Raw genomic sequence first — 25,089 nt, forward strand, 5'->3', positions numbered from 1 at the left:
GGCGACGCGGCCCGCCCCCGCACGCACCGGCCGGCGGGACACAAAAACGGCCGTGCACCACCCGCCCCACCCTCCTTCTCACCCCCCGCCTTCCTGCTGCTCTTCAGGCGCGTAAGGCCGCCGTGGGGGCCATTAGCTCAGCTGGTTAGAGCGCGGTCCTGATAAGACCGAGGTCTCTGGTTCGAGTCCAGAATGGCCCACCTTCCCCGCGCCGGCATCTTGTCTTGGGGCCGTAGCTTAGCTGGGAGAGCGCCGCCTTTGCACGGCGGAGGTCAGGAGTTCGAATCTCCTCGGCTCCACCTCGAGGCCCGTGCTCCCGCGATCAGGCAGCCTCGTCGGCGGGCTCCGGCTGGAACGCCAGGAGCCTGCTTTTTGGTTGCTCCCGGTCGGCCGCGGCGGCGGCGCCAGCCCGCGCCGGCAGGTCCTGTTGCCTGCCCGCAACCTGTTGAAATCTGCTCCCCCGTTCGACCGCTCCAGGGGCGTCCGGTTTGCTTCTACTGCCCCTTGCGCCGGTGCTATAATTCAGACTGTGGATCACTGTCCCCAGTACGCAGGCAGAACAGCACCGCCGGACGGAGGGTTCACCGCCTCAGCGCACATGGCCGCATGATGGCCCGCTCGCGCCCGGCTGCACCACGCGCGGTGGGCCGGCTGAGGATCGAAACATCGAACGCCGTATGAAGGAGTCCTGGATTGACCGACGAGGACCGCTTCCAGGACATGGAGTCGCTGCTCCAGGATGAAAGCCTTGACTTCCGGACGCTGCGCCGCGGAGACGTGGTTGAGGGCCGGGTCATGGGCTTGCTGCGCGACGGCGTGCTCGTGGACTTCGGCTCGAAGTCGGAGGGCATCATCCCGCCGAACGAGATGCACTCGCTCGGCGCCGAGCCCATGTCCCGGATCAACGTCGGCGATACCGTCCTGGCCTACGTCCTCCAGCCGGAGACGCCTGAGGGCCAGGTGCTGCTCTCGCTCGACCGCGCCCGCGGCGAGCGCGGCTGGCGTGTGCTTCAGCAACGCTTCGAAGAGGGCGAAAGCTTCGAGGCCGAGGTCACCGGCTACAACAAGGGTGGCCTGCTGGTCAACGTCGAGGGCGTAAACGCCTTCGTGCCGCTCTCTCAGGTCGTGGGCGTGCGGCCCGAGCACCCGGACGGCGAAGTCAGCGAAAACTCGCTCGCCGCCATGGCTGGCCGCCAGCTCCGCGTCAAGGTCATCGAGATCAACCGCCGCCGCAACCGCGTGATCCTCTCCGAGCGCGCCGCCATGCAAGAATGGCGCAGCGCCCAGAAAGACCGCCTGCTCTCCGAGCTGCGCGAGGGCGAGATCCGCCGCGGCCGCATCACCAGCGTGCGCAGCTTCGGCGTCTTCGTCGATCTCGGCGGCGCCGACGGCCTGGCGCACCTCTCCGAGCTTTCCTGGGATCGCAACCGCTCGCCCGAGGAGATCTACCACATCGGCGATGAGGTCGATGCCTTCGTGATGAAGGTCGACCCCGAGACCAAGAAGATCGCCCTCTCCCTGCGGCGGGCGCAGCCCGAGCGCTGGGAAGAGATCGCCGACCGCTACCGTCAGGGCGAGATGGTCGTCGGCCGCGTCACCAAGCTCGTCACTTTCGGCGCCTTCGCCCGCATCGACGGTCCCGTCGAGGGGCTGGTGCACGTCTCCGAGCTGGTGGACCGGCGCATCACACATCCCAAGGAAGTCGTCAAGGAGGGGGACATCCTGCCCCTGCGCATCGTGCGCATCGAGCGCGACCGGCACCGGCTCGGCCTTAGCCTGAAGGCGGCACGCGATCAGGCCGAGGCCGAGGGCTGGGGCTTCGACGTCGAGGGTGGTGTAGACTACGTACCCCCGGAGGTGCTGGCCAGCGTCGGCCCGCGCCTCGGCGTCTCGCCCGAGCAGGCCGGTGGCCGCGATGGTGGCGCTGCGGAAAGCGCGGCGCCGGAGCCGGCCGCACCACCGGGAGCGAGCGCCGCTCCGGCCGCCAATGGCGGATCGGAGAGCGCCAACCACGAGGCGCCGGCGGATAGCGCGGGAGCAACCCAGGACCGATAATAGATCAGCAACGCCGCCTCGCGCGGCAGAACGACAGGGACGACGGCGCGCCGCGACGGATGTCGCACAACGGAGACAACAATGCCGGATAGATTTGATAAGTTCAGCGAGCGGGCACGCCGGGTCCTGACCCTCGCACAGGAAGAGGCGCAGCGCTTCAACCATAACTACATCGGCACCGAGCACCTGCTGCTCGGCCTGGTGCGCGAGGGGGAGGGGGTCGCTGCCAAGGTCCTCGCCAACCTCGGCGTCGAGCTGAACAAGGTCCGCTCGGCCGTGGAGTTCATCATCGGCCGGGGCGACCGCGCCGTGCTGGGCGAGATCGGCCTCACGCCGCGGGCCAAGAAAGTCATCGAGCTGGCCGTGGACGAGGCGCGGCGCCTCAACCACGGCTACATCGGCACGGAGCACCTTTTGCTCGGCCTCGTGCGCGAGGGCGAGGGCATCGCCGCCGGTGTGCTCGAGTCGCTCGGCGTCAACCTAGAACGCGTGCGCGCCGAGACGACGCGCATCCTCGCCCAGAGCCAGCCGCAGGGCGCCCAGCCGCAGGGCGGGCGCACGCAGACGCGCACGCCCACCGTCGACCAGCTCGGTATGGACCTGACGGCGGCGGCGCGGGCCGGCAAGCTCGACCCCGTGATCGGCCGGGCCAAAGAGATCGAGCGGGTGATCCAGATCCTCTCGCGCCGGCAGAAGAACAACCCGGTGCTGATCGGCGAGCCGGGCGTCGGCAAGACGGCGATCGCCGAGGCGCTGGCGCATCGCATCGTCGCCGGCGAAGTGCCGGAGACGCTGCAAGGCAAGCGCCTGCTCACGCTGGACATCGGCTCGCTGGTGGCCGGCACCAAGTACCGCGGCGAGTTCGAGGAGCGGCTGAAGAAGGTCATCGAGGAGATCAAGACCTCCGGTAACTGCGTGCTCTTCATCGATGAGCTGCACATGCTCGTCGGCGCCGGGGCGGCCGAAGGCGCCGTCGATGCGGCGAACATCCTCAAGCCGTCGCTCGCCCGCGGCGAGATGCAGTGCGTCGGCGCCACCACGCTCGACGAGTATCGCAAGCACATCGAGCGCGACGCGGCGCTCGAACGGCGCTTCCAGCCGATCGTGGTGGAGGAGCCGAGCGTCGAGGACACGGTCGAGATCCTGCGCGGCATCAAGGAACGCTACGAAGAGCACCACAAGCTGACGATCACCGACGAAGCGCTGAAGGCGGCAGCCGAGCTGGCCTCCCGCTACGTCGCCGACCGCTTCCTGCCCGACAAGGCGATCGACCTCGTGGACGAGGCGGCTTCCCGCGTGCGCATCCGCAAGTCCTCCACGCCGCCGTCGCTGAAAGAGGCGATGCGCGGGCTGGAAAGCCTGCGGCGCGAGAAGGACGCGGCGATCTCTTCGCAGCAGTACGAGTACGCGGCCGAGCTGCGTGACCGCGAGGTCAAGCTGCAGGAGAAGATCGAGAAGATGGAGGAGGGCTGGGAGACCGAGCGCGACGATGACAAGCCGCTGGTCACCGAGGAGGACATCGCCGAGGTCGTCAGCATGTGGACGGGCATCCCGCTCGCCCGCATCGCCTCGGAAGAGTCGGCGCGGCTCTTGCAGATGGAGTCGGGCCTGCACTCCAAGGTGATCGGCCAGGACGAGGCGATCACGGCGATCGCCAAGTCCGTGCGCCGCGCCCGCGCCGGCCTCAAAGACCCGCGCCGGCCGATCGGCGTCTTCATGTTCCTCGGCCCCACCGGCGTCGGCAAGACGCTTTTGGCACGGGCGCTGGCCGAGTTCATGTTCGGCACCGAAGATTCCATGATCAAGCTCGATATGAGCGAGTTCATGGAGAAGCACACCGTCGCCCGCCTGGTCGGGGCGCCTCCTGGCTACATCGGCTACGACGACGGCGGCCAGCTCACCGACACCGTGCGCCGCAAGTCCTACTGTCTGATCCTGCTCGACGAGATCGAGAAGGCCCACCCCGATGTCTTCAACATGCTGCTTCAGATCTTCGACGAGGGGCATCTGACGGACGCCAAGGGCCGGCGGGTGGACTTCCGCAACACGATCATCATCATGACCAGCAACGTCGGCGCGGAGCTGATCCGGCGCAACTCGCAGCTCGGCTTCGTGCGCGAGGACGAAGTGAAGGACGCCGACGCCGCGTATAACCGCATGAAGGACAAGGTCCTGGGCGAGATGAAGAACGTCTTCCGTCCCGAGTTCCTCAACCGTATCGACGGCACCGTCGTTTTTCACGCGCTCAGCCGCAAGCACATCCGCTCCGTTGTGGATCTGCAACTGCGCGACGTGGAGAAGCAGTTGATGACCAAGGGCGTGGTGCTCGAGGTCACCGAGGCGGCGAAGGACTGGCTCGGCGAGAAGGGCTACGATCCCGTGTTCGGCGCCCGCCCGCTGCGGCGCGTGATCCAGAACGAGATCGAGGACAAGCTCTCCGAGGCGCTCTTGCAGGAGCGCTTCGCCACCGGCGACAAGATCGTCATCGACACCGAGGATGACAAGCTCGTCTTCAACGGCGTCTCCGAGCCGGCGCTGGCGTAGGTATTCCGTGGTCGCTTCTGAGAGGGCGGGCATCCCCCGCCCTCTCTTCGCGCCTGCTATACTAGAACAACAGTGCTGACGGGCAGCGTGGCGGGCGGCCTACTCGGCCCTCACCTCATTTCACATACCCCTCGCCCAATCCTGGGCGAGGGGCGATCGGGCGCAGCACGACGCGGACGTCGTTGGGCTAACCGCAGGAGAACCGGAACGCTCACGGCAGGATCGTCTCCTTCCCCCATCGTGCAACGAATGGGGGAAGGAAACAGGAGAGGATGAGGGCCGATGGCCCAGGCGAAGAAGGAACGCACGCTGTTTGTCTGCCAGGAGTGCGGTGTCGAGTCGCTGCGCTGGCAGGGCCGCTGCCCCGAGTGCGGCGCCTGGAACACCTTTGTCGAGCGCACGGTCAAGCCCGTGGCGCCGGGGCGACCTTCCTCGCGCAATGGCTCCGGCGCCGAGCCGGTCGAGGTCGCGCGGCTTTCGGGCGACGCGCACCCGCGCCTGCCGCTGGGCATCGCCGAGTTCGACCGCGTGCTGGGCGGCGGCGCCGTGCCCGGCTCGCTCGTGCTGATCGGCGGGGATCCGGGCATCGGCAAGTGCCTCGCCGGCAATACGCGGGTACTTGACCCGAGCACCGGCGACTTTCTTCCCATCACCGCCTGGGCGACGCAGCAGCGCTCGGTAGTGGCGTTAGCTGGCGAAACGCATCGGTTGCAGCCTCGTCCGGTCGCGGCGTTCTGCGACAGCGGGGTCCAGCCCATCGTAGAGGTGACGACTCGTCTTGGGCGCGTCTTGCGCTGCACGGCCAGCCACCCGCTGTTGACGCCCGACGGCTGGCGGTCGGTGAGCGAGCTGGCGGCAGGGGGGCGGATCGCAAGCCCTCGTGCGCTGCCGTACTTCGGGCGCGAGTCCCTGGGCGAGCATGATGTGCGGCTGATCGCGTATGCGCTCTCCGATGGATCGGCAACGAGCCAGGTGACGGTGACGTCTGCACTGCCGTACGTCGAGCGCGATCTGGAGGAGCTGGCGCATTGGTACGGGCTCACACTCAGGGTCTACCCGAAGCGGGGCAGCATCGCGAAGCAGTTTCGCTTTGTGCAGCCGATCGGAGAGCGTGCACGGGCTCGCGGAGAGCTTGCCGCCGCACTCAAACTCGTGCAGACAAGGTCCGGTATCACCTGGGCTGCGTGGGCTCGGCGTGCACGGGTGAGTTACGGCATGCTCAATCTCTGGCGGCGTGGGACGTGCGTGCCGAGCCAGGTGGAGCTTGAGCGGCTGGCCAGCGCGGCGAACGTGTCGCTCGCGGACCTCGCGCCCGTGGCACGTGAGCGTGCCGAGATGCGGACGCCGGTAGCGCGGCTGCTGGAGTCGGTTGGCGTACGTTTCAGCAAAGCCCGCACGAAGGCTGTTCCGGAGATCGTTTTTCGTCTGCCCCGGCCGCAACTGGCGCTCTTCCTGCGCGTGCTCTTCTCCTGCGATGGATCGGTCTACGTCAATGGCGCGGGTACGCCTGGTATTTCATACAGCACCAAAAGCAGACGCCTGGCCGACGACGTTCAGCATCTGTTGCTGCGATTCGGCTTCGTCACGCGAATCAGAACGAAGCATTCGAAGGTGAACGACGAGCCGTATACCGCATACGAGCTGCAACTGCTCGGCGTGCAGCATGTAAAGCGATTCCTAAGCGAGATCGGGATCTGGGGACGAGAGGAGGCGCGGCGGCAGATCGAGGCGATGCCCGATCCCGATGGAGCTTCCACCCACTGGGACACGATTCCCACCAGCGACCGCTTTTGGGCCGAGATCCGCGCTGCGATCGGCAGTGACTCGAAGAACGTGCCTGCCTCGCCCGCAGTGATGTTCCGCACTGCGTCCGCCCTCGCCGGTGTCACGCTGCGGGATCGCCGACACGACCGGCCGCTTGCGCGCAAGACGGTCGCGGCCGTCGCGAAGGCATACCCATCGCGGTATCCGCAACAACTGGTGGAGAGCGACACCTACTGGGATGAGATCGCGAGCGTCACGCCAGTGGGTGAGGAGCCCACATACGATCTCACTGTTTGCGGCGATCATAACTTCGTCGCCAACGACCTCATCGTCCACAACTCCACATTGCTCCTTCAGGTAACGGCCAATATTGCATCGAATGGCAAGAATGTCCTCTACATCTCCGGCGAGGAGTCGGCGCACCAGCTCAAGCTGCGCGCCGCCCGGTTGGGCATTACGGGCGAGCGGCTCTTCCTCCTGACCGAGACGGACATCGACGAGGCGCTGGCCACCGCCGACCGTGTGCAGCCCGATCTCGTGGTGGTGGACTCAATCCAAACCGCCTTCACGCCGGAGCTGCCGAACGCGCCCGGCACCGTGGTGCAACTGCGCGAGGCGACGCTGCGCGTGATGCGCTGGGCCAAGCGCGGCCACGTGCCGGCCTTCATCGTCGGGCACGTGACAAAAGAGGGCGAGATCGCCGGGCCGCGGCTGCTGGAGCACCTGGTCGACGTGGTGCTCTACCTCGAGGGTGAGCGCTTCAGCAGCTACCGCCTGCTGCGTGGTGTGAAGAACCGCTACGGCGCCACCAGCGAGGTCGGCGTCTTCGAGATGGCGAACGACGGCCTGCGTGAGGTTGAGAATCCTTCGGAGATCTTCCTGGCCGAGCGGGCCGAGGGCGCGATCGGCAGCGTGATCGTGCCCGTGCTCGAAGGCACGCGGCCGATGCTGGTCGAAGTGCAGGCGTTGACCACGACCAGCTCGATGTCGATGCCGCGTCGCGCCGCGCACGGGATCGAAACCAACCGCTTGCTCCTGATCACCGCCGTGCTCGCCAAGCGCGTGCGCATGCAGTTGCACAACCAGGACGTGATCGTCAACGTGGCCGGCGGTCTGCGTGTGCAGGAGCCGGCGGCCGACCTCGGCCTGGCGCTGGCGATCACCTCGAGCTTCAAAGACCTGCGCCTGCCCGGCGACCTCGTCGCGATCGGCGAAGTCGGCCTCAGCGGCGAGCTGCGCTCGGTCGGCCACCTCGACCGGCGCCTGGCCGAGGCAGAAAAGCTCGGCTTCCGCCACGCGATCTTGCCTGCCGCCGCCCTGCGCCGCGGCCGCCCGCAAACCACGATGCAGCTGCACCCGGCCGCCACGCTGGTGGAAGGCGTCGAGAAGGCGCTGGCGCTGTAGCCCTTCACGAGACCCGGAAGGGCGTGGCTCTGCGTCTGACGGCGATGCTTTGCAGGATGCCCACGGCGACGAACATCGTCAGCAGCGAGCTGCCGCCCTGGCTGATGAAGGGCAGCGGAATGCCCGTCACCGGAAAGAGACGCACGTTGACGCCAATGTTGATGAAGGTCTGCGCCACGATCATGATCACGATGCCCGTGGCGATGTAGCGGCCGAAGTCGTCGGGCGAGCGGCTGGCCGTGCGCAGGCCGCGGAAGAGCAACACGATGAAGAGGAAGAACAGCACCATCGCGCCGATGAAGCCCAGCTCCTCGCCCAGCACGCTGAACACGTAGTCCGTGGTTTGCGTGCGTAAGTACGCAAGCTGCGTCTGCGGTCCGTGCGTGAAGCCTTTCCCCCAGAGCCCGCCCGAGCCGATGCTGATCTCCGACTGCAGGATGTTGAAGCCGGCGCCCAGCGGGTCCTTGGCCGGATCGATGAAGCTCTGGAAGCGGTCCTTCTGGTAGCCGGAGAGGCCGATCAGCACCATGAAGGGCACCGCCGCCACGCAGGCGCCGAAGAACGTCAGCAGATGGCGCATGCGGGCGCCGGCCACGTAGATCATGCCCAGCCAAACGGCGAGGAAGACAACGGCCGTGCCCAGGTCCGGTTCGAGAAAGACGAGCCCTGCCGGCAGCGCCGCGAGGCCGAGCGTAAAGAGAAACCCGCGCGCCGTGCGCACCCGGCGGCCATCATCGGCCAGATACTTCGCCAGGAAGACGATGGTCACCAGCTTGGCCAGCTCTGATGGCTGCAGCTGCAGAACCGGCGTCGGAAACCAGCGCCGCGAGCCGAACTCCTTGTGGCCGATCACGAGCACGGCCATCAGCGCCAGCACGGAGACGGCGTAGAGGATCGGCGCCAGCGCGTTCCAGGCGCGGTAGTCGAGCTGCGTGAGCAGCAGCATCAGCAACAGGCCGAGGGCGGCGAAGGCCGCCTGCTTGATCACGACGTGCGTGATCGCCGCGTGGCCTGAGCCGTAGCGCGCCAGCGATCCGGAGTAGATCAGCGCCAGCCCATAGCCGACGAGCAGCAGGCAGGCGAGCAGCATCAGGAAGTCGAAGCGGCGCAGGTCGCGTACCACGGCTAGCCTCCCGCCTGCTGAGTGGCTGCCGGCGTGGGGCTCGCCTCCGGATTCGGGTTGCCCTGCTTGTACTGGTTGAAGTAGTAATCCCAGATCTTCTTTGCCGTCGGCGCCGCCGTGGCCGCGCCGCCGCCCTTGTTATGGAAAACCACCAGCGCCACCTGCGGGTTGTCGTACGGCGCGAAGGAGATGAACCAGCCGTGCTCGTTGTAGGTGCCGTTTTGCAGCGGGTTCAGGTTCTCGGAGTCGCCGGTCGGCTTGGAGATTGCGTTGCCGAACTCGGCCGTGCCCGTCTTGCCGGCGATGTGCAGCCCGGGCACGAACGCCGTGGCGGCGCTGCCGCCCTCCACCGCCATCGCCATGCCCTGGCGGATGAGCGCCAGGTTCGCGTCGCTCACGTCGAGGTGCTTGACCACCTGCTTCTGCGGCGGCACCACGACGTTGCCGCTGGCGTCGTCCACCTCGCGCACGATGTGCGGCCGCAGCAGGTCGCCGCCGTTGGCGAGCGCCGCCGCCACGCGCACCATCTGGATCGGCGTGGCCGTGTCGTAGCCCTGGCCAATGCCCATGAAGTAGGTGTCGCCGATGTACCAGTGGGCGGGGCTGCCGTCCGCGTTCTTCAGGTTCTTCGCCGCCCAGGCCGTATCGGGGATCAGGCCGGAGACCTCGTTCGGCAGATCGATGCCGGTGGCCGTGTCGAGGCCGAAATCGCGCGCCCAGTAGGCGATGCGGTCGGCGCCGAGTCCTCTACCCAGGCCGCCGCCGGGCAGGAAGGGGCAGCCGCCGGAGAGGCAGTAGAAGTAGATGTCGGACGACATCGCCAGGCCATGAAGGAAGTCCAGTTTGCCGAGGTCCGCCCAGTCATACACGTAGGCGGGATTGGCCGGGTCGCCGGTGACGTTGAAGGCGCCGTGGCTGATCAGCGTGGTGTTCGTCGTAGCGATGCCGTCCTGCAGGGCGCCGGAGCCGACGATGACCTTGAACGTGCTGCCGGGCGGGTAGGCGTCCTGAATCGCGTGGTCGGTGAGCGGCTTGCCGGCGGCGTTCAGCAGCGCGTCGAAGTCGCTCTGCGAGATGCCGGTGGCAAACTTGCTCACGTCGTAGTTCGGCAGGGAAACGTAGGCGAGGATCTCGCCGGTGTGCACGTCCATCATGATCGCCACGCCGAGGTCGGAGCCGGTTTGGTTCAGCGACTTCTGCATGATATCGGTGATGTGCTGCTGCAGGTCGAGGTCGATCGAGAGCACGAGGCTGTTGCCCGGCTTCGGCGGCTCGACGCCCAGCTGCTCCAGCTCGCGGCCGCTGGCATCCACCTCGATCTGCTGCCGGCCTGGCGTGCCGCGCAACTGGTCCTCGTAGGTGTACTCCAGGCCGGTCTGGCCGACCTTGTCGTCCTGCTGATAGCCGCGCGCCTCGTAGTCGCTGACGTTGTCGGGGTTGATCGGTCCGACGTAGCCGTAGATATGCGACATCAGCACCGGGTCGCTGTACTGGCGCTCCGTGTCATAGCGGATGTCCACGCCGGGCAGCGTGTGCCGCAGCTCGGCCAGGGTCAGCACCGTCTTCTGGTCGAGCTGTTCCTTGACGGCGACGGGCGTGAAGGGGTCGTTGCGCTTGAGCGAATCGGCCACCTTCTGCTCGATCTGGTCGGGCGGCACGCCGATCACGCTGCTGAGCTGGAAATAGACGTCGTTCTCCTGCCCTTTCGGCAAATCGGCGGGCACGATCACGGCGGTGTAGGAGGCAACGTTGCGCACCAGCGGGTTGTGGTTACGGTCGTACATCAAGCCGCGAGGCGCGGGCACCGTCACCAGGCGCAGCCGGTTGCTCTCCGCCTTGAGCTGGTAGCGCCCGCCGCTCCAGAGCTGGAAGCGCAGAAGCTGCAACGAAAGCGCACAGAACAGCAGCGTCACCGCCAGCCGGATCACGATCAGGCGCCGGCCGCTGGTGCGGGCCCCATCCTCCTCGGTGTGTGCGCGGCGCGGCTGCGAACGCCAGCGCCGTTCCCGGCTGAACCATCCCATAGTCCCCCCACCCCGCTCTCAGCCCGGTTTCTGCACCACTCGGTATTCTAGGCGCGACGGAAGCTGCCAGCCCGCGGCCGCCGCCCGCAGGCCAGCCGCATGGGCCAGAACCAGAGCGCCGCGGTGATCAGGTCGAGCGCGGCAGCGCGCGGCGCCACCAGCAGCAGGTTAAGCGGCGGCCCCAGCCCCTCGCCAGCGGCCGAGGCGGCGCCCGCATGGATGAACGTATAGAGAATACTGCACATCCCCGTGATGGCGATCGCCGTCAGGAAACGCCCGCGCGCCGGGCTGGCCTCCACCAGCGCCGCCAGCGCAGCCACGGGCAGCAGCGCCAGGAGTGAAGCGCCCAGCGGCTCGCCCCCGGCCAGGCCGATCGTCAGGCCGGCGATTGGGATCAGCGCCAACACTTCCTGGCGGCCGCGAATCACGCCCCAGCAGCAGAGCCAGACCACGGGCAGATCGGCGTGCACGCCGAAGAATACCAGCGACGGCGCCGCGCCGATCTGCAGCAGCGCAACGAGCAGCGTCAGCGGCGCCGCCGCGTACCAGATCACTGGCCCGCGTCCACGCGCGAAGGTACGAAGCTCGTCATCACCAGTACACTCTCCAGCGTGCCCGGCCGCACCGCCGGCTCGACTTCAATCGTCTCCTGCACGTCCAGCGGCTTGCCCAGGACTTTGGTCACGCGGCCGATCAGCAGCCCTTTGGGATAGTTGCCGCCGAGGCCGGAGGTAATCACGGTGTCGTCGGGCTTCACGTCGGTGCCCTCGGCCACGAACTGCAGTTGCAGCTTATGGCCGAGTTGGCCACTGATCGTGCCCATCGCCCGTGTCTCCTGCACCATGCCGTTGACGTCGCTGTCGGGGTCGGTGATCAGCCGCACCCAGGCAGAGCCGGCGAGCGCACGGTAGACGGTGCCGATCAGCGCCCCGTCCTTGCCGACGACGACCATGCCGCTCTTCACGCCGTCGCCGGTGCCCTTGTCGATCAGCACGGCGTCGCGCACGTTGCTGGGGTCGCGCGCGATCACGCCGGCGAGGGTGAAGTCCTGGTTGGGGAAGAGCTGCGTAGTACCGTTCAGGTCGTTGACCTGCTGCTGCTGCGCCTGCTGCTCGCGCAACTGGCTGAGCTGCGTGCTCAGCCGTTGATTCTGGTCGCGCAGATCCTGGTTCTCTTTGCGCAGCGAGCCGTAGTCGCCCACATTGGTGACGAAGTCCGCGACGGGCGCCGTCAGCGCGTGAATGCCGCCGGCGATCGGGTCGAGGACGCGGGCGGCGACGTTCACCACCGGGTTCGCCCCGCCGGCGCGCGCGAGCCCCAGCGCCGCCAGCGCCAGCAGCAACATCGAGAGCGTCCACGTCAGCGGGCGTGAAAGCGACATCAGACGCAGCCCACCGCTACCGGTACCAGAACGTCAGGCGGTATGTCGCCAGGCTTTGGCCGCGCTCGTGCGGGAACGACCCGCCGCGGCGCGCTCGCAACCTGTCCGCATCTCATCGCGGCGAGGCTCATCGCGGTGGCCTCCGCTGCGCCAGCCGCGCCTGCACTTTGGCCAGCATCGCGGTCTCTTCCAACACGTCGCCGGTGCCCCGCACCACGCAGGTGAGCGGATCCTCCGCGACGTAGACGGGGAAGCGCGTCTCCTGTGAGAGGCGCCGGTCGAGGCCGCGCAGCAGGGCGCCGCCGCCGGCCAGGGCTATGCCGTGCGCCATCAGGTCGGCGATCAGTTCAGGCGGCGTGATCTCGATCGTGGAGCGCACCGCGTCCACGATCGCGTTGATCGAACCGGAGAGCGCATCACGGATCTCGACGCTGCTCACGTCGACGGACTTGGGCAGGCCGGTGGCGAGGTCACGGCCGCGGATCTGCACCTGCACTTCCGGCTCGAGCGGATAGGCCGAGCCGGCGTGGACCTTGATATCTTCGGCGGTGCGTTCGCCGATCAAGAGGTTATGCACCTGGCGGGCGTAGGCGATGATGTCCTGGTCCATCTCGTCGCCGGCGGTGCGGATCGAGGTGCTGACGACGATGCCGCCGAGCGCGATTACCGCGACTTCGGTCGTGCCGCCGCCGATGTCCACGATCATGGTGCCGCTGGCCTCCATGATCGGCAGGCCGGCGCCGATCGCCGCCGCCATCGGTTCCTCGATCAGATAGGCCGCGCGGGCGCCTGCGTTCAAGGCGGCATCATGCACGGCGCGCTTCTCGACCTCGGTCACGCCGCTCGGAATGCCGACGACCACGCGCGGGCGGGGGAAGCCAAAGCCGAAGCGCTCATGCACGGAGCGGATGAAGTGCTGCAGCATCTTCTCCGTGACCTCGAAGTCCGAGATCACGCCGTCCTTGAGCGGCCGCACGGCGACGATGTTGGCGGGCGTGCGGCCCACCATGCGTTTCGCCTCGGCGCCGATCGCCAGAATCCGCTTCGTGCCCCGGTCGATGGCCACGACCGACGGTTCGTCGATAACGATGCCTTTCCCCTTCACCATTACGAGCGTATTTGCAGTACCCAGGTCGATGCCGACATCGTGCGAGAACAGCCCGAAGAGCGTCGACAGGGGGTTAAAAGCCAATGGCTGCGACTCCCTTCGTCGGCCGCGCGGACGGGGCCGGCCGGCGCGGCGCACGGCCCGTTGAGTATATCCCAGCCAGATCGAGGGGCAAAGGCCGCGCCACAGGCCGGAAACTTAGCGCTTCGGATGAGATTGAAAGTCTATCGAAGCAGCAAACAGCCCGCTGGAGAGGTGCCAGGGCCAGAGGACTGCGTTATTCGGGCAGCGTTCCCGACTCCAGCACCCGCGCGAGTTGCCGCGTATCGATCGTGCGGATGCCGTACTGCTGCGCCTTCTGCAGCTTGGAGCCCGGCTTTTCACCGACGACGAGTACGAAGGTCTTGCGCGTGACGCTCTGGCCGATCGTGGCGCCGAGCCGTTCGAGCTGCTGCTCGGCCTCGGCCTGCGAGATGCCGAGACCGTTGAGCGAGCCGGTGATCACCCACTGTGTGCCGCTGAGCGGGCCTTCCCGCTGCTCGCGCGGCTCCTCGGCCAGGCGCACGCCGGCGGAGCGCAGCTTCTCGACGACGGCGCGGTTCTGCTCGTCCTGGAAAAACTCCTCGATGCTCTGCGCGATGCGCGGCCCCACGCCGGGCACGGCCGTCAACTCGGCCTCCGTCGCGGCGATGACGGCGTCGATGGTGCCGAAATGCGCGGCGATCAGCTTGGCGTTCTCCTCGCCCACATGGCGAATGCCAAGCGCGAAGAGCACGGCGCCGAAGGGCCGCTGCTTGCTCGCCTCGAGTTGGTCGAGCACGTTCTGCGCGCTCTTCTCGCCCATGCGCTCCAGCGCCGCCAGTTGCTCCTTCTGCAGGGCGTAGAGATCGCCCGGGTCGGAGACGAGGCCGGCGGTCAAGAGAGCCTGCGCCAGCGCCTCGCCGATGCCCTGGATGTCCATCGCCCCGCGGCTGACGAAGTGGGTGAGCAGTCGGAACGACTGCGCCGGGCAGGCGCGGTTGGGACAGTAGACCATCGCCTCGCCCTCCGGCCGCGCCACCGGCGTGCCGCAGACGGGGCAGGTCTCGGGCATCGACCAGGGTGCTTCCGAGCCCGTGCGCAGGGAGGCGACGGGTCCGACCACCTGCGGGATGACCTCGCCGGCCCGCCGTACGATCACGGTGTCGCCGATGCGGATGTCCTTGCGGCGGATATCCTCTTCGTTGTGTAGCGTGGCGAGGCCGACGGTGACACCGCCGAGCTGCACCGGGTCGAGGATGGCGTAGGGGTTGAGCGTGCCCGTGCGGCCGACGTTGAGGCCGATGTCGAGCAGCTTCGTCGTCGCCTCGACGGCGGGATACTTGAAGGCGATCGCCCAGCGCGGGTCGCGGCCGACGAAGCCGAGCCGCCGCTGCACTTCGAGGCTGTTGACCTTGATCACGATGCCGTCGATGTCATAGTCGAGCGTCTCGCGCTTCGGCCCCCACTCTTCGGTGAAGGCGATCGCGGCCTCAATGTCTGGCACCAGGCGGATATTGGGGTTGGTGCGGAAGCCGAGTTGCTTGAACAGATTCAGCGCCTGCCACTGCGTGTCCGGCGGCTCGGCGCCATCCACCCAGCCCAGCTGATAGATGAAGGTGCTGAGCGGGCGCGAGGCGGTGATCCTGGGGTCGATCTGGCGCACGGAACCAGCCGCGGCGTTGCGCGGGTTGGCGAAGAGCCGTTCGCCGGCCGCGGCGCGCTGCTCGTTTAGCCGCTCGAAGCCGCTGCGCGTCATGTAGGCTTCGCCGCGCGCTTCAAAGCGCGGCGGCCCGTCGGGCACGCGGTGCGGCACGCTGCGAATCGTCTTGAGATTGGCGGTCACGTTCTCGCCCTGCACGCCGTTGCCGCGCGTGGCGCCCTGCATCAGCTCGCCGTGCTCGTAGACGAGCGCCACGGCAAGGCCGTCGATCTTCAGCTCGCAGACCAGCTCCAGCGGCTCCTCGTCCGCCCGCTCGCAGGCGCGGCGATACCAGGCGCGCAGTTCGTCGGCGCTGAAGGCGTTGCCAAGGCTGAGCATCGGCACGCGGTGGATAACCTCGGCGAACTTCTCCGAAGGCTCACCGCTGACGCGCTGCGTGGGCGAATCCGGGGCGATCAGGTCGGGGAAGCGCGCTTCGAGCTCGCGCAGCTCGCGCATCCAGGCGTCGTACTGCGCGTCGGCGACCTCCGGTTCGTCGAGCACGAAGTAGCGGTAGTTGGCGTTGGCGATCAGCGCGCGCAGCTCCTCGACGCGCTGTTTGGCCGCTTGATAGTCCCGTTCGTCCCGCTCGTCGCTGGTCATGGACCCAGTATACGACCACCTGTTCTGTAATTCAATAACAGCAACGCGAATGGGCGCCGCGCTCAGGTCGGGTCAGTGCGTTGCGGCAGATCTTTGGCGTAGCGGCGGGTGGCCGGGTCGGGCGCGTAGCCGGCGTTGCGCCAGAACGCGGCGGCGCCCGGCTCGGCTTCGAAGACGAGGCTGGTGATGCGCTCGGCGCCCTTTGCCCGCAGCGCCGACTCGACGGCCAGCACCAGCCGGCGCGCGACGCCCGTGCGCCGGTAGTCCGGATCGACGGCGAGGCGGTACATATTGCCGCGCCAGCCGTCCCAGCCGCCCAGCAGGCTGCCGGCCAGCCGATCGCCGTCCAGGGCCAGCAGGAACAGCTCGGCGTCGCGCTCCAGCCGCAGCCGCAGGGCCGCTGCATGGTCGGTGGGCCGCGGCACGGCGCCGGCGCGCTGCCAGAGCGCGAGCACGGCCGGGATGTCCTCGATGCGGCAGGGGCGCAGCGTGAGCGGCGTGGCCTCACCCCCTGGCCCCCTCTCCATGAAATGGAGAGGGGGAAGCTGTGGAATGGAGCTGTGGAATGGAGAGCGGGAAGCTGTGGAATGGAGAGGGGGATTTCGAGGTGTGCGATTCAGTCGCTCAGCGGTAGCGGCGGAAGAGGCGGCCCCATTCGGTATCGCGCATTTGGGTGGCCCGGCGGCGGCCGATGAACGGGTACCAGAAGCCGTTGTGGTAGAGGTTCGAGGCGACGAACGACCACGGCGCAATGCGCGAGCGCAGCAGCGCGTGCTCGAAGCGCTTGAGCGGACCCCAGTAGATCAGCTTCTGGCCGCGGCTGGCGAAGGTGTCTTCGCTGCGGCTGAAGCCGAAGTCGATGCCGCTGATGTCGAGGCCGACGATCTCGATCTGCTCGGGGTCGCCCACGCCGAGGCCGCGCTCGTGCGCCAGGCGGATGAAGGGCAACGAGAGCGGCGCGAAGCCCTGCAGCTTCGCCGACACGGCATCGACGGCGACCAGGTCGCTGCCGGCGATCAGCAGGTTCTTGACGTGCGGGCGCATGGCGCGGGGGCCGGGGCCGTCGCCGGCGATCGTGCCGTCCATCACCGCGAAGACGCCGGCGTGGATCTCCTGCTGAATCGCCAGCAGGTCGACCAGCGTCTCGTGGATCTGCGCGTGCGCCCAGTGGCGGTTGTTGTCCAGCAGCCCACCGAAGCCGTTCTTCATCGCACCGGTGATCGTGGTGAAGACGTGTGTCTTCAGCGTGGGCAGATGCACGACGTTCTTGCCGAACAGGATTTCGGGAATCTCGATGCCGTCGGGGAAGATGCGGTCCAGCGCCAGGAGCTCGGCCTTCGGCGCGTAGCGCACCCGCTTCGTGCCGGCGTCGGTGACGTGCACGCTGGGCACGCACTGGCGCCGCAAGACGCCGAGGTGCTTGTTGCGCCGCTCGCCCTCGTGCGAATCGACCACGACGGTGCCGTTCTGCACAGCGACGAGGTCGCGGTAGCCGGCGCCGCGCAGGCCGCGGATCGCGCCGTCGAGCTGCCACGGGCTGGTGGAGCAGGCGGGATAGTAGCGCTGCCAGGAGATGTTGACCTTGAGCGCGGTGGGCGCGGCGGGGTCAAGCGCCTCGCGCACGCCGGCCAGTTCCATCAGCCGGGCGATGTCGGGCAGCACGGTGTGGGCGCTGGTGTAGAGCACGGCGACACGGCCGGCCAGCGGCCGTGACCCGGTGCCCTCGCGCGGCTGGGTCTGCGCTTGCATGAGCGATCCTTGCGGCTGACACTGCGAGGTGTTCCGCCTTCAGTGTACTCTGCCGACCCCGAACCACCGCTCAGTCGCGCGGGCCGAGCACGTCGTCAAGCGCGAGCACGAGCTGGGGAAAGGCGAGGGGCGAGAGCGTGCCGCCTTCAACGAGCTCAGTCTTCGTGTAGCGCCCATCCTTACAGATGGTTTCAAAACCGGCTCGGGTTCCCGCTTGCAGAGATGCGATCGAACGTGAACGCCGGTTTTGAAACCATGTCTTAGGCTCGCGGTAGACGAGCAGCCCATCGCCCTGCAGATCCCCGATCCAGACCTCGACGGTACCGGCGGCGGCGTAGCGCGGCAGCTTCTGATCGCGGTCGATCGCCAGCGAGCTGTCCGCGACTTCGACCAGCAGCACATCCGCCGGGCCCGGCAGAGCATCCTCGTAGACGTCATCACGATGGCGCAACAGCAGCAGGTTGGGCTCCGGCTCCGAGCCGTCGTGCATGCCGAAACGAGCCCTGTGCCCGCACAACCGCCGCTCCGTGAAGCCTGCCGCCAAATACGTTCGCCAGACGGCCCACACCGGCCTGATGCTTCTTGCCGATGGGCGACGTGCAGAGGATCTCTCCTTCCCAGAGTTCAAGGCGCTCGTCCTCGCCCAGGATGCCGGCCTCGATCGTGCGCTCGTATTCGTCGAGCGTGAGCAGCCGTCGCTCAAACTCTCTCGCGACTATCGCCTTGCCCCTTCGCCGTCCCGCACCGTTCGCTGCGCCACTTCCAGCGTGGCACTCTCCCAAATGACGTACATGAAAATCAGGTGGTCGCGGAGTGGGCGCCTTGCCGGGGCTCCACGGCCAGCGCCAGCGCCTCGGCCACGGCCTGGCTCTCGCTCAGCCCACGACCCTCTTGCCATGCCTGCTCAAATGCGGCGTCGCCCAGATCCGCTCGGGCCGCCAGCAACGTCCGCTCGGTGTCTGTTTTGTACTGGGGTTGAACCGACGTCTCGTTTGCCTCCTCCAGCACCGCGGCGGCGCCGATGAGCCGCACTGCCGCCTGGAGATCGCCGTGCGCGGCAGCACAAAGCCCGAACGCGTGGAGTACCGACACCGTACCCCCGGGCATGCGGCGCTCCCAGAACAGCCGCAGTGCAGCGGCCAGATATTCCTCCGCCCGCTGCAGGTCGCCCTGCTGCAGGGCAGCGCGCCCCGCCAGCTCGAGCCCGTTCGGCAGGAAGAGGCGCATACCCGATGCCCGGCTCGCTATACCCGACGCCCGACTCGCTGCTGCCGATCGTTCCGCCAGCGTCAGCGCCTCCGCCATGTCGCCGCGCTCGAAGGCGATCAGCGCAAGGAAATAGAGAGGCCGGGTCGGCGCCCACGGATCGCCGAGCTCGTTGAAGATCGCGAGGGCTTCCTCGAACAATGGTCTGGCGGCCTCCGGGTCACCCTCAGCCTGCAGGGCCACCGCCAGCGCAATCAGCGCGACACCAAGGCTCCATTGGTCGTGGCCGGAACGCAGGAAAGCAACGCTCTCTCCGGCCAGCATGCGGGCGGCAGCCGGATCGATGCGGCTCAGTGCAGTCGAGTGACGTATCTGGGCAAGAGCGCACCGCCGGCTGTCTCCCAACTCGCGCCAAATGGCCGCGCTCTCGGCGCACCGAGCGGCAGCGGTTTGGAATAAGTCAAACGGGAGGGCGACCATGCCCGCGGTGAGCAGCGCGCGGGCGCGCGCCGCGGTGTGTCCGGCGGCGGCCGGCAGGGCCATCAACGCCTCAATCTCGCGCAGATCCTCTCGCCTGGCGTCGAACTGGAACCAGAACACCAGAGCGCCGACGAGGTTCAGCGCCGGCTCGATCTCGCCTTGATCGCGCAGCCAGCGCAGCGCCGCCCACAGGTTGTCGCGGTCGGCCCCCAGCCGCGCCAACCACGCGGTGCGCCCCCGCCCCATCATCCCCTGCTCCGAGGACTCAGCCAGCGTCAGCATCGCCCGCGCATGGCGGCCACGCACCGCCGCCTCCTCACCGCTCGCCACCAGCTGTTCCAGCGCGAACTCACGAATCGTCTCCAACATCGCGAAGCGTGGCTCGCCTTCCACCGCCGGCCGTGCCTGGATCAGGCTATGCTCCGCCAGCGTCGCGATCCCCTCCAGCACATCCGTACCCCTGCCGTCCTCGTCTGCGCCAACCGTCTCCGCCGCGCTCAACTCGAAACCACCGACGAACACGCCGAGTCGGCGGAAGAGCACCTGTTCGGCGGGCGCAAGCAGGGCATAGCTCCAGGCGATGGTGGCGCGCAGCGTCTGCTGCCGCGCCGGCAGCGTACGGACTCCGCCGGTCAGCACCGGCAAGCGCTGGTCCAGCCGCGAAAGCAGCGCGGCCGGCGGCAACACCCGTACCCGCGTGGCCGCCAGCTCGATCGCCAGCGGCAGGCCGTCCAGCCGGGTGCAGATAGCCGCCACGCTGGCGGCGTTCTCCGCGCTCAGCGCGAAGGCGGGCCGCAGCGCCTGGGCGCGCTGCACGAACAGGCCGACCGCCGGGTTCGGCTGCAGGGCCGCCAGCGACGCCTGGTCGGCGTCGGGCAGCGGCAAGGGGGCGACCGGATCCTCCCATTCACCGGAGATGCGCAGCGGCGCCCGGCTCGTCACCAGCACGGACACCGTAGGGATTGCCTGCAGCAGCGCGCCGACAAACTCCGCGGCGGGGAGCAGATGCTCGTAGTTGTCCAACACGAGCAGCAGCCGCTTGTCGCGCAGGAAGCGCACGACACTCTCGCGGGCCGGCACCTCCGGCAGGCTCTGCACCCCGAGGACCTGCGCGACCGCGGGGGGCACGAGCGTCGGCTCGTGCAGCGGCGCCAGGTCGACGAAGAAGACGCCGTCGGGGAAGGCATCCAGCAGCTCGGCCGCCACCTGCAACGCCAGGCGCGTCTTGCCGGTGCCGCCGGGGCCGGTCAGGGTGACCAGCCGGTGCTGATCGAGCAGCACCACAAGCGCAGCCAGTTCACCTTCGCGCCCGATGAAACTGGTGAGCTGGAGCGGCAGGTTGTGAATGTGGGCGTCCAGTGTCTTCAGCGGCGGGAAGGCGTTGGGCAAGCCGGTGGCGTCGAGCTGGAAGATCCGCTCCGGCTCGCTGAGGTCGCGCAGGCGGTGGCGGCCCAGCTCGCGCAGGCTCGCGCCGGGCGGCAGCGCCTCCCGCACGAGCTGGGCTGTCGCCTCGGAGAGCAAGACCTGGCCGCCGTGGCCGGCGCCGCGAATGCGGGCACAGCGGTTCACGGCGCTGCCGTAGTAGTCGCCCTCTCTGAGGTCGGCCTCGCCGGTGTGCAGCGCCATGCGCACCCGCAGCGGCCCGACCGCCCCCCAGTCCTCGGCCTGAAGCGCCCCTGCCCCGCCAGCGCCGCGGCCACGGCAGCCGAGGCGCGCACGAACACGGCGAACAGCGAGTCGCCCTCGCCGCGCGGGCGTACCACCACGCCGTCGTGCCGCGCGAAGATCTCGGTGAGCAGGGCGTCGTGGCGGGCCATCACGCCGCGCATCGTTTGAGGATGCTGCTCCCACAGCCGCGTCGAGCCCTCGACGTCGGTAAACAGAAACGTGATCGTGCCGGTGGGCAGCTCGGCCATGGCGCGGCCTCGAGGCGCACGTCTGAAAGATGCGCCCCATTCTAGCAAGGTGGCAAGGCCGGCTCAGGGCCGAGCGTGGCAGTGAACTGGGCGCTCGACGGAACGATGGTCTGCGGCACGGCAACTCAATGCCACACTTGAAGGGATGGCGTCGGCGCTCCCGCCTCGTGCTCTCGCTTGACAGGCGCTTCGCCGGCAGTTAGAACGTTTGTACTACGGCCGAAAAAGGGCGGAGACCGGCAATGACCAATCCACCGACCGTAACCGCAAATTACTTCCCCTTCATCAGTTTTCAGGACGCGCCCGCCGCGATCGACTGGCTCTGCCGCGCCTTCACCGTGGGCGACCCCGAAGGCAACCTCTGGAGCATCGGCAACTACCTGCCGCACGCCTCAGCCGCGGCGCGAGCCCGTGCTGGGAACATAATCGGAGGAAGACCATGAACGCGACGCAAACGCACACCGGCGTGCGCCGGGTGACGGCTTATCTCTGCGCCAAGGGCGCGGCCGAGGCAATTCAGTTCTACACGCGGGCCTTCGGCGCCACGGAACGGTACCGGCTGGAGATGCCGGACGGACGCATCGGCCACGCCGAGATCGTGATCGGCGACACGCTGCTGATGCTTTCCGACGAGGCGCCGGAGCTTGGCGTTTTCAGTCCGCGCAGCCTGGGCGGCAACTCGACCTCGTTCGTGTTCGACGTGGACGACGCCGACGCGGCCTTCCAGCGGGCGCTGGACGCGGGCGCGACGGTCGAGCGTCCGCTCCAAGATGAGCCCTACGGCCGCGGCGGCTGGGTGGTCGATCCGTTCGGCCACCGCTGGAGCATCATGACGCCCAACCCGGACTTCGAGCCGGTACAGATGAAGTAAGCTCACTCCCCGCCCAGGCGCCGTAAGGATGACCCCAATGCCGATCGAACCGCTGGCCGAGCTGCGCACGATCTGCCTCGCCCTGCCCGAGGCGACGGAGAAACTGACCTGGGAAGAGACGCCGACGTTCCGCGTGCGGGAGAAGATCTTCGCCATGCAGGCCGGCGGCGACGGTCGCCCCTCGCTCTGGTGCAAGGCGCCGCCCGGCGCACAGCAGATCCTCGTCGGCGCCGATCCGACACGCTTCTTCGTGCCGCCGTACGTCGGGCGCAACGGCTGGATCGGCGTGCACCTGGACGTAGGGCCGGACTGGGAGGAGATCGCCGGCTTCGTGCTTGAAAGCTACCGCATGACCGCGCCCAGGCGGCTGACAAAGCTGCTTCCAGCCCCGTCGGCCTGATCACTCGATCAGGCTGAGCCAGCACGCGATACACCGGCGCCGCGATTCGCCCGGTTGGGCCAATCGCGGCGCAGCGCTTGCCCGGCTTCTCCGCGGTCGCTGCTCCCCGATGTGCGCGTAGATTCCCTTCGCCTCCCGAAGCCGCGGCCCGTGAAGCCAATCACGCGCGCTCCAGCCGTGCGGCCGGCGCCGCCGTCTCCCTACGCCCAACGCCCTGCGCCCTATCCCCTATACTGTTCCGTGTTGGTTTCAACAGCCCGCTCCGCGGTCTGGCACATCCCCGATTCCCTAAGGCAGAGGCATGCAGATCTACGACACGCTCAGCGCCGGCACGGTCACGATCGCGCCGGAGACGCCCGTCACCATCTACGTCTGCGGCATCACGCCCTACGACGTCGGGCATCTCGGCCACGCCTTCGTCGCCGTCACCTTCGACACGCTGCGCCGCTATCTCGAGTTCCGCGGCCACGCGGTGACGCACGTGCAGAACATCACCGACGTGGACGACGACATTATCCGCCGCGCCCGCGAGCTGGAGGAGCCGACGACGAAGGTCGTGGACGAGAACGTGGCGCTCTACGACTGCGACATGCGCGCGATCAACGTGCGCCCGCCGACCTACAACCCGAAGGCGACGGAAGAGATCGCCTACATGATCGCCATGGGGCAGAAGCTGGTGGCCGAGGGCACAGCGTACGTCGTGGACGGCCACGTCTTCTTCCGCGCCGCCGCCTTCCCGCGCTTCGGCCGGCTCAGCGGCCGCACGGGCGAGGCGCTGATCTCCGATACGGAGCCGGAGCGGCTGCACGCGCTCAAGCACGACCGCCGCGACTTCACTCTCTGGCAGCGCAGCCTGCCCGGCGAGCCGCATTGGAGCAGCCCCTGGGGTGAGGGCCGCCCCGGCTGGCACATCGAGTGCAGCGCCATGGCCCTGCGCTACCTGGGCGAAAGTGTGACCGTGCACGGCGGCGGGCACGACCTCGTCTTCCCGCACCACGAGTGCGAGATCGCCCAGTCGGAGGCATTCTTGGGCGTGTCGCCGGTGGTGCGGGCCTGGGCGCACGTCGGCATGGTGCGGCTGGCGGGCGAGAAGATGAGCAAGTCGCTCAAGAACCTGATCCAGGTGTCCGACCTGCTCGAAACCTACTCCAGCGACGCGATCCGCCTCTACCTGCTGAGTACGCACTACCGCGAGTCGCCGGACTACGACGAGGCGGAGCTGCGCCGCGCTTCCGAACTGGCCACCCGCCTCGCCCGCGCCGCCGGTCCCCAGCCGGGCGCGAAGGGCGAGGCGATCAAGGCGGGCGGCGCCGGTGGGCCGTTCACCGAGCGCTTCTTCGCGCTGATGGACGACGACCTCAACACGCCGGCGGTGCTTGCCCTGCTGGCGGAGATGGCCGGCGCAATCGAGCAGGCCCGCGCCGACGGCCGCGAGGCTGAGGCGCTGCAGCGCGACCTGCGCGAGTTCGGCGGCGTGCTCGGCCTGCACCTGGGCGAAGGGCGAGGGGCGTAGGGCGAAGCAGGTTGCGCCGCCGGCTCCCCGAGCCGCAGCCGCGTCCGGAGCTTGAGGAAGCAGCGTTCGTCATCGCCGGCGTGCAGCAGGCAGCAGGCGGCGGTCGATCGCGGGCTCAGATCTCACGCGGTCCTCCGCTCGGGTGTCCTCGTTTGCTTTGCGAGCAGCTCACCCGCCCGATCCAGGTGAAACGCCGCGCTGAAGCGCGACGAGCTGTTGATGTGGCAATCCAGGCGGTCCGCCGCGGGCCAACCGCTGTTGCGCCGTCGCGGTGGGCCCGGTCCCGTCGCCCGGCCGCGGGTGCGGTGCTGCTTGTGCAGGCGGGTCTGCTGCCGGCGCTGGCGAGCCTCGGCGCCCTGCACCCGATCGTGGGCCAGGGTGCCGGCGCCGCGCCGAAACGCCTCGAATAGACACAGCCAGCGCTCGACGGGAACCTCACCCGGCCGAGCGTTCGGCCCGATGCCGGTGTCGGCGAGGGCGCGCCGCGGCCAGCGGCCGGGTTCCAGCCGGTGCAGCGTCTCCGCAAGCGAAGGCTGGCGGCAGGTGAAGGCGAACGTTACGAAGTCGCGGTAGCGCTGCGCCTGTGCGGCCGGCAAGAGCGGCGGCCCGCGCTTGGCGAGGCGCAGCAGCACGACATCGACGCCCGGCCGCGGCGCGAAGTCGCTGCGCCGGAAGCGATGAATAATGCCGGCCTCGAACCAGGGCGCGAGCAGCAGCGCGTAGAGCGTGGTTGCCGGCCGGCCGCAAAAGCGCAAGGCGGCTTCGTGCTGCACCACGAGGTACTGGTCCTCCGGCGGCGGCGCGGCGTGGGTAAGGCGCGAGACGATCGCCGCCGTTCTGTTGAAGGGAAGACTGGCGAAGACCTTGTACGGCGCGGCCGGCAACAGCGCAGTGAGCGCGTCTCCCTGCCGCAGCGTGAGGCGCGGACAGCCGGCGAAGCGCTCTGTCAAGCGCCGCACCAGCGCCGGGTCCTTTTCGACGGCGATCACCCGGCGGCAGCGGCGCAGCAGCCGCTCGGTGATGCTGCCCGTGCCCGGCCCGATCTCGTAGACCTGGTCGTCCGGCCCGATCGTCGAGGCGTCGAGCAGGCAATCGATCAGCGCCGGGTCGGTAAGGAAATTCTGTGTGCAGCGGAGGCTGAGATCGCGTGCGGCGGACATGGCATGCTCCCGTACGGAATTCGGGCACAGCAAAACGCCGCGCGCTGAACAGCGCTGCGGCGTGGAGC

The 25,089-nt window shown here is 68.4% G+C and carries 19 protein-coding genes and 2 tRNA genes; 9 read left to right on the forward strand and 12 right to left on the reverse strand.

Annotated features, from left to right (window positions below; genetic code table 11):
- The first annotated feature begins 126 nt into the window (after window positions 1–126).
- The 5 genes from VKV26_08035 (at window position 127) to radA (ending at window position 7,767) form a co-directional block, all read left to right on the forward strand.
- Window positions 127–200, forward strand: a tRNA-Ile gene (locus tag VKV26_08035).
- Window positions 201–226: 26 nt separating this feature from the next.
- Window positions 227–299, forward strand: a tRNA-Ala gene (locus VKV26_08040).
- 394 nt (window positions 300–693) lie between these two features.
- A complete protein-coding gene (locus VKV26_08045; GenBank protein ID HLZ69843.1) occupies window positions 694–2,055 on the forward strand; it encodes a S1 RNA-binding domain-containing protein in 1,362 nt (453 codons plus the stop codon).
- Between the two features lie 81 nt (window positions 2,056–2,136).
- Entirely contained in the window at window positions 2,137–4,599 is a 2,463-nt protein-coding gene (locus tag VKV26_08050) for an ATP-dependent Clp protease ATP-binding subunit (GenBank protein ID HLZ69844.1), read from the forward strand.
- A 282-nt stretch (window positions 4,600–4,881) separates the two neighbouring features.
- Window positions 4,882–7,767, forward strand: coding sequence for a DNA repair protein RadA (radA, locus tag VKV26_08055; GenBank protein HLZ69845.1), 2,886 nt, complete (start codon window positions 4,882–4,884; stop codon window positions 7,765–7,767).
- 4 nt (window positions 7,768–7,771) lie between these two features.
- On the opposite strand, the gene rodA is transcribed toward radA, so the two are convergent.
- The 11 genes from rodA to VKV26_08110 all read right to left on the reverse strand — a co-directional run bounded on the left by rodA (window position 7,772) and on the right by VKV26_08110 (window position 21,077).
- Complete coding sequence (gene rodA / locus VKV26_08060) at window positions 7,772–8,890, reverse strand: rod shape-determining protein RodA (GenBank protein HLZ69846.1); 1,119 nt, start codon at window positions 8,888–8,890, stop codon at window positions 7,772–7,774.
- 2 nt (window positions 8,891–8,892) lie between these two features.
- Window positions 8,893–10,914 (reverse strand): penicillin-binding protein 2, encoded by a 2,022-nt coding sequence (mrdA, locus tag VKV26_08065; GenBank protein HLZ69847.1) that lies wholly within the window; start codon window positions 10,912–10,914, stop codon window positions 8,893–8,895.
- Window positions 10,915–10,961: 47 nt separating this feature from the next.
- Complete coding sequence (locus tag VKV26_08070; GenBank protein ID HLZ69848.1) at window positions 10,962–11,468, reverse strand: hypothetical protein; 507 nt, start codon at window positions 11,466–11,468, stop codon at window positions 10,962–10,964.
- The gene (gene mreC, locus VKV26_08075; protein HLZ69849.1) at window positions 11,465–12,295 is read right to left on the reverse strand and encodes a rod shape-determining protein MreC; all 831 of its coding nucleotides are present in this window, start codon (window positions 12,293–12,295) and stop codon (window positions 11,465–11,467) included. The genes VKV26_08070 and mreC overlap by 4 nt, the downstream gene beginning before the upstream one ends.
- A gap of 127 nt (window positions 12,296–12,422) precedes the next feature.
- On the reverse strand, window positions 12,423–13,487 hold the full coding sequence (locus VKV26_08080) for a rod shape-determining protein (protein ID HLZ69850.1): 1,065 nt from the start codon (window positions 13,485–13,487) through the stop codon (window positions 12,423–12,425).
- A 193-nt stretch (window positions 13,488–13,680) separates the two neighbouring features.
- Window positions 13,681–15,726: an NAD-dependent DNA ligase LigA gene (gene ligA, locus VKV26_08085; protein HLZ69851.1), complete on the reverse strand. Its 2,046-nt coding sequence runs from the start codon at window positions 15,724–15,726 to the stop codon at window positions 13,681–13,683.
- Window positions 15,727–15,788: 62 nt separating this feature from the next.
- A complete protein-coding gene (locus tag VKV26_08090) occupies window positions 15,789–16,253 on the reverse strand; it encodes a GNAT family N-acetyltransferase (protein HLZ69852.1) in 465 nt (154 codons plus the stop codon).
- Window positions 16,254–16,350: 97 nt separating this feature from the next.
- On the reverse strand, window positions 16,351–17,475 hold the full coding sequence (locus VKV26_08095; protein HLZ69853.1) for a DUF362 domain-containing protein: 1,125 nt from the start codon (window positions 17,473–17,475) through the stop codon (window positions 16,351–16,353).
- 70 nt (window positions 17,476–17,545) lie between these two features.
- The gene (locus VKV26_08100; protein HLZ69854.1) at window positions 17,546–17,965 is read right to left on the reverse strand and encodes a Uma2 family endonuclease; all 420 of its coding nucleotides are present in this window, start codon (window positions 17,963–17,965) and stop codon (window positions 17,546–17,548) included.
- Window positions 17,966–18,273: 308 nt separating this feature from the next.
- Window positions 18,274–20,787, reverse strand: coding sequence for a tetratricopeptide repeat protein (locus VKV26_08105; protein ID HLZ69855.1), 2,514 nt, complete (start codon window positions 20,785–20,787; stop codon window positions 18,274–18,276).
- Entirely contained in the window at window positions 20,727–21,077 is a 351-nt protein-coding gene (locus tag VKV26_08110; GenBank protein ID HLZ69856.1) for an adenylate/guanylate cyclase domain-containing protein, read from the reverse strand. Before VKV26_08110 ends, VKV26_08105 begins: the two co-directional genes overlap by 61 nt.
- Before the next feature lie 242 nt (window positions 21,078–21,319).
- On the opposite strand from VKV26_08110, the gene VKV26_08115 reads away from it, so the two are divergent.
- From VKV26_08115 to cysS, 4 genes are all read left to right on the forward strand, one after another.
- Entirely contained in the window at window positions 21,320–21,520 is a 201-nt protein-coding gene (locus VKV26_08115) for a hypothetical protein (GenBank protein ID HLZ69857.1), read from the forward strand.
- Window positions 21,517–21,948: a VOC family protein gene (locus tag VKV26_08120; protein HLZ69858.1), complete on the forward strand. Its 432-nt coding sequence runs from the start codon at window positions 21,517–21,519 to the stop codon at window positions 21,946–21,948. Before VKV26_08115 ends, VKV26_08120 begins: the two co-directional genes overlap by 4 nt.
- 37 nt (window positions 21,949–21,985) lie before the next feature.
- Entirely contained in the window at window positions 21,986–22,348 is a 363-nt protein-coding gene (locus VKV26_08125) for an MmcQ/YjbR family DNA-binding protein (GenBank protein HLZ69859.1), read from the forward strand.
- Between the two features lie 301 nt (window positions 22,349–22,649).
- Window positions 22,650–23,861, forward strand: coding sequence for a cysteine--tRNA ligase (gene cysS, locus VKV26_08130; protein ID HLZ69860.1), 1,212 nt, complete (start codon window positions 22,650–22,652; stop codon window positions 23,859–23,861).
- 122 nt (window positions 23,862–23,983) lie between these two features.
- Here cysS and VKV26_08135 read toward each other — a convergent pair whose 3' ends face one another.
- Window positions 23,984–25,021: an rRNA adenine N(6)-methyltransferase family protein gene (locus VKV26_08135; GenBank protein ID HLZ69861.1), complete on the reverse strand. Its 1,038-nt coding sequence runs from the start codon at window positions 25,019–25,021 to the stop codon at window positions 23,984–23,986.
- Window positions 25,022–25,089 lie beyond the last annotated feature (68 nt).

The sequence above is a fragment of the Dehalococcoidia bacterium genome (assembly GCA_035310145.1).
GTDB lineage: Bacteria > Chloroflexota > Dehalococcoidia > CAUJGQ01 > CAUJGQ01 > CALFMN01.